This window comes from Mesorhizobium sp. M7A.F.Ca.CA.004.06.1.1 (assembly GCF_003999135.1).
Lineage (GTDB): Bacteria > Pseudomonadota > Alphaproteobacteria > Rhizobiales > Rhizobiaceae > Mesorhizobium.
Map to the genome: position 1 here is coordinate 1 of NZ_RZPQ01000443.1, position 4912 is coordinate 4912.

Here is a 4912-nt window from a genome sequence, read left to right on the forward strand (position 1 = left end):
AAGCAATGGAATGCGCTCCTCGACCGGCTGCAAGGCCGCGAGGTCACGCTGATGCTGCGCGACTTCCATTCGCCAAACATCATCTGGCGCGGCGACCGTTCCGGGCATGATCGGCTAGGCATCGTCGATTTCCAGGATGCGCTGATCGGCCCTTGCGCCTATGACGTCGCCTCGCTCGCCATGGACGCGCGGGTCACCATCTCGCCCGAGATCGAGAAACAGACGCTGGATGCCTATGTCGCGGCGCGCCACGCAGCCGGCGCTTTCGACGAGGCAAGCTTCCTGGAATCCTACGCCATCATGGCGGCGCAGCGAAATTCCAAGATCCTCGGCATCTTCGTCCGTCTCGAAAAACGCGACGGCAAGCCCTATTATCTGAAGCACTTGCCGCGCATCCGCGACTATCTGCGCCGGGCTCTGTCTCATCCGGCGCTGGCAAGCCTGCGCGAGTTCTACGACGCCCAGGGTTTGCTGGAGGAGCGAGCGCTGTGACAGCAAGACCGGACACCGCCATCGTACTTGCCGCCGGGCTTGGCAAACGCATGCGGCCGATCACCGACACCATTCCCAAGCCACTGGTCAAGATTGCCGGCACGTACCAGTCGACCAGCAGATCGGCTTCGATCATCATGGCGTCGCGGTCGAAAGGCGGCACATCGTGGAAGCCGCCTTGCCCTGTTTCCAGGCGCTGCGGCCAGGCCCTGCCGTGCATCATGGCCAGCAGCTCAGCGGACGCTGCGTAACGCTCGGCCAGCGGCTGGCCATCGCCGCTGAGGAAACCTTCGGAACCAAGATGTTCGAGAAGCAGGAAACCTTGCTCCTGGTCCTCGGCATGGATTTGCGGAACGCTGACGCCGCCTTCCTTCAAGGCGCGGTCGATGGCAACGAAGGCGGAGACCGACTGAGCGGTATGCGCGATCTCGGCATAGGGCTTGCCGTCGCGCACAGGCGGACCGAGAACCAGCCGTGGCGAGTTCATCAAGACCCGAGGCTTTTGGTCCGGCAACGAAACGATCTCATAGGAGCGGGCCGAAGCATCGCCGATGAAATGGCGGCGCTGCGCTTCCCCCCAGCCGGCGTTCACGAGAAAGTCGCGCATGGCCAACGACCGTGCCGCCCGATCGAAGGCATCACCCTGGCCTGACAATCGCGCCAGCCGGCCTTCGCCATGCTGGACGAGCTCGATCAGGACTGTGGTTTTCGGCAGATGGGCTTCCGCCCGTTCCGGCCATTCGACCAAAGCAGCACCCTGCGCCAGGGCTTCGTCGAGCCCCAACTCATCGATCTCGTCCGCCGAGGACAGGCGGTAGAGATCGAAATGATGGACCGGAATGCGGGTGTCGTAGCTCTGCACCAATGTGAAGGTCGGACTCGGAACATCGAGACCGGCATCGTCGGCCAGGGTCCTGATCAAGGCCCGCGCCAGCGTCGACTTGCCGGCGCCGAGATCGCCCTTGAGGGCAAGCACGTCACCCGGGCGCAGCGACAGCGCCAGATCTTCGCCCAGCCGCGCTGTCTGGGTCTCGTCGGCGAGTAATCGCTCCAGCACCAGTCCGGTCATCGAACGCGCTACTCGGCCGCGGCGCGGATGCCCGGCATGTCTGGAAAGGTGCAGATGACGGTCGTGCCCTTGTCCTTGCCGGTTTCGATGCGAACGCTGCCGCCATGCAGCTCGACGAAGCTCTTGACGATCGACAGGCCGAGGCCGGCGCCGCGCCGGCGGCCGCCATTGGCGCGCGGCTCGAAACGGCGGAACACCGAATCGAGCACATCCGGCGGCATGCCGGGACCATCGTCATGAACCGAGAATTCCACCCCATCCGCCAGATGGCGGCAAGTGAGCCGGATGATGCTGGCTTCCGGGGCGTAATTGGCGGCGTTGCTGAGCAGATTGTAGAGGATCTGGCGGACGCGGACCTCATCGCCGTGAAACGTCTTCGGCGCCGCGATGGCGTCCACCTGGAGACTGATCGAATGCTCTTCCAGCCGGTCGGCCACCAGTTCGGCCGCAGCGGCGATGGTGCGATCGACCTGCACCTCGGAAATGTCGAGCTGCATGATGCCGGCGTCCACCGTCGCCAAGTCGAGTATGTCGTTGACGATGGTGAGCAGGACCGCGGAGGACGAGCTGACATGCTCGACATATTCGCGCTGCTTCTGCGTCAGCGGACCGGTCGTGGGCTGCGACAGGAGTTCGGTGAAGCCGATGATGTTGGTCAGCGGCGAACGCAGTTCATAGGAGACGTGCTGGACGAATTCGTTCTTGAGCTGGTCGGATTTTTGCAGCGCCTCGTTCTTGTCCTTCAGCGCCCGCTCGACATGGACGCTGTCGGTCACGTCGACGAAGGTCATCATCACCTGCCCGTTGGGCAGCGGGATCATGGCGTAACTCAGCACATTGCCGTTGTTGAGCTCGGTCTGTCCGTGGCGGTCGCGGCGCTCGTCGTCAAAGCCGGTGATGGCGGCAACGAAGCTGGGCCAGGGGCTGTCCGCGGCCTGCCGGTCGCAGAGGTCGCGTATCGTCGACACGTGGACACTGGGCTTGGCCGCTTCACCGCTCAATCCCCAGAGAGTGGCAAAGGCAGGATTCGACAGCCGGAGCCTGCCGTCGGGTCCGAACACCGCCACGCCTTCGGCAAGATTGTCGAGCGTCTCGCCCTGAACCCGCACGGCTGTCTGGTAGCGGCTTTCCAGGTCCATCTTCTCGGTCAGGTTCTCGAACACCCAGGTCACGCCGCCCTTGGGCTGCGGATTGGCGACGACGCGAATGGTCTTGCCGTCCGGCAGATGCCACCAATGTTCCTGGGATTCGACGGCGCGATAGGCGCCGAGCAGGCCTTCCTTCCAGCGACGCCATTCAGGCTGTTCGGCGATCTTGCCCTCGCTGCGCAGCCGGTCGAGCAGCAAGGCATTGTCGGGTGCGCTGTGCAGGAAGCCGGCGTCCAACCCCCAAAGCTTCTGGAAGGCTTGGTTGAAGAACCGCAGCTTCTCGTCGGTGTCGAAAATGGCGACTGCCGTGTTGAGCTGGTCGAGCGTGTCGGCGTGGCTTCGCACCGTCCGTTCGTATTCGCCGCGAACGGCCTCAATGGCACTGGTGTCACAGGCAAGGCCGGCCGAGCCATCGCTGCCGGCGAAATCGGTGACCGCGAACACACGGCGGTCACCTTCGATCACGGTGGACAGCGACTGCTCGAAAACCGGATGCGTCTTGTGCTGGGCGGCAATCGCATCGCGCGCCTGGCCGCCGAGGAACTCTTTTTTCTCCCGGACCGCGGCTTCGGCATTTTCGGCTTCGACGGCATCGGCATAGGCGCGGTTGACCCACTTCAGCCCGCCGTCCTCGCCGCGGAGCCATGCCGGCATGTTCAGCGCGTCGAGCAGGCCGATCATCGTGTCGTGGTCGGCGGCCAGCCGCTGGTTCTCGATCTTCAGCCTGGCCTGGCTGCGCTGCGTCTCCGAGAGCGAGACGAAACGCACGAGCACATGCGCGGCACTCTTGCGGCCATGCACTTCGAGCGGCGCACCGGCCTGCGATTCGATGACGAGGTCGAAGGGTTTGGCCTTCTCGCGCAATCCCGCGACGGCATGTTCGAGTGCCGCCGCCGAACGCGGCATCAGCCAGCGGCCGAAAGCGAGAAAAGCGGCCCTATCTTCGGGAGCGCCGCTTTCGACGGGCAATGTGCCGATAAGCTCGGGCTTCTTGTTTTCAGCGGCCCAGACGACGACGCGCTGGTCACGCAGATTGAGCAGCGCCTCGGAGCGGCGGAGCGCCGCGTTGATGTCGGCGAGGCGGCTCCTGAGTTCGACATTCTCCGCCGAGGTGCGGGCTCTTTCGCGGATGAGAACGATGGCCGATATCAGTGCGGCACCCGTCACGCCGACGAACACGGCAAGCTGCATGACCTCGATGGCGCTCACCGACAGTCCCGCGACGCTGGCAGCAGCGGTTTCGGCATGCGCGACGGCGCCAGCCAAGGGGCCCGCGAGCGCGGAGGTGGCAAGGAATGTCGACGCACGGGCGCGCCAGGACAGGCTCCCGCCTTCCAGGGCGGAGCCAGCAATCCCCGAATCGTCATGGCCGCCGGAAACGGCCCGTCCCGCTCTGTGCGGGTGTTGCCCCGGCATGTCTTGGTCCTCTCCGCCGCCTGAATGCAAGACCGCCCTGATGCGTGCCTCTCTTGACCCTCTCGGGCTGGAAGCATCGCCGAATCACCTGACAATAACCCCTCGCCGAATCGCCGTGAAGGCTGATGGCGCGCAAAAATAAGGCCGGGCGAAAAGTCAATCGCCCGGCCTCAATATCTGGTAGCAATTTTAGCTTTGGTTAATAGCGGTAGTGTTCCGGCTTGAACGGACCCTGCGGCGTGACGCCGATATAGGCGGCTTGTTCACCCGACAGTTCGGTCAGACGGGCGCCGAGCTTGTCGAGATGCAGGCGCGCGACCTTTTCGTCGAGATGCTTGGGCAGGACATAGACCTGGTTCTCGTACTGGCCGGGCTTGGTGTAGAGCTCGATCTGCGCCAGCACCTGGTTGGTGAAGGATGCCGACATGACGAAGCTCGGGTGGCCTGTGGCGTTGCCGAGATTGAGCAGCCGCCCTTCCGACAAAAGGATCATCCGCTTGCCGTCCGCGAAGGTGATCATGTCGACCTGCGGCTTGACGTTGGTCCATTTCAAATTGCGCAGCGCGGCGACCTGGATCTCATTGTCGAAGTGGCCGATGTTGCCGACGATGACCATGTCCTTCATCGAGCGCATATGGTCGAGGGTGACGACATCCTTGTTGCCGGTGGTGGTGATGACGATGTCGGCGGTGGGGGCCGCATCTTCCAGCGTGACGACTTCAAACCCGTCCATCGCCGCCTGCAGCGCGCAAATCGGATCGACCTCGGTGACCTTGACGCGGGCGCC

At 63.9% G+C, this 4912-nt stretch carries 3 protein-coding genes and 2 pseudogenes; 2 read left to right on the forward strand and 3 right to left on the reverse strand.

The features are described from left to right. The coding region (locus EN906_RS22900) for a phosphotransferase (RefSeq protein ID WP_164777295.1) at positions 1 to 492 on the forward strand (492 nt) is incomplete at its 5' end. Further along, positions 489 to 593 (forward strand): annotated as a pseudogene (locus EN906_RS22905) (sugar phosphate nucleotidyltransferase); the annotation flags it as partial. The gene EN906_RS22900 and the pseudogene EN906_RS22905, both read left to right, overlap by 4 nt. Here the strand turns inward: EN906_RS22905 and tsaE are convergent. From tsaE to EN906_RS22920, 3 genes and pseudogenes are all read right to left on the reverse strand, one after another. Beyond that, positions 584 to 1561, reverse strand: a pseudogene (gene tsaE / locus EN906_RS22910) (tRNA (adenosine(37)-N6)-threonylcarbamoyltransferase complex ATPase subunit type 1 TsaE); the annotation flags it as partial. The pseudogenes EN906_RS22905 and tsaE overlap by 10 nt on opposite strands. 8 nt (positions 1562 to 1569) lie before the next feature. Next, on the reverse strand, positions 1570 to 4125 hold the full coding sequence (locus tag EN906_RS22915) for a PAS domain-containing sensor histidine kinase (RefSeq protein WP_127267523.1): 2556 nt from the start codon (positions 4123 to 4125) through the stop codon (positions 1570 to 1572). A gap of 199 nt (positions 4126 to 4324) precedes the next feature. Next, positions 4325 to 4912, reverse strand: a 588-nt coding sequence (locus EN906_RS22920) for an adenosylhomocysteinase (protein ID WP_164777296.1), incomplete at its 5' end; no start/stop codon positions are given.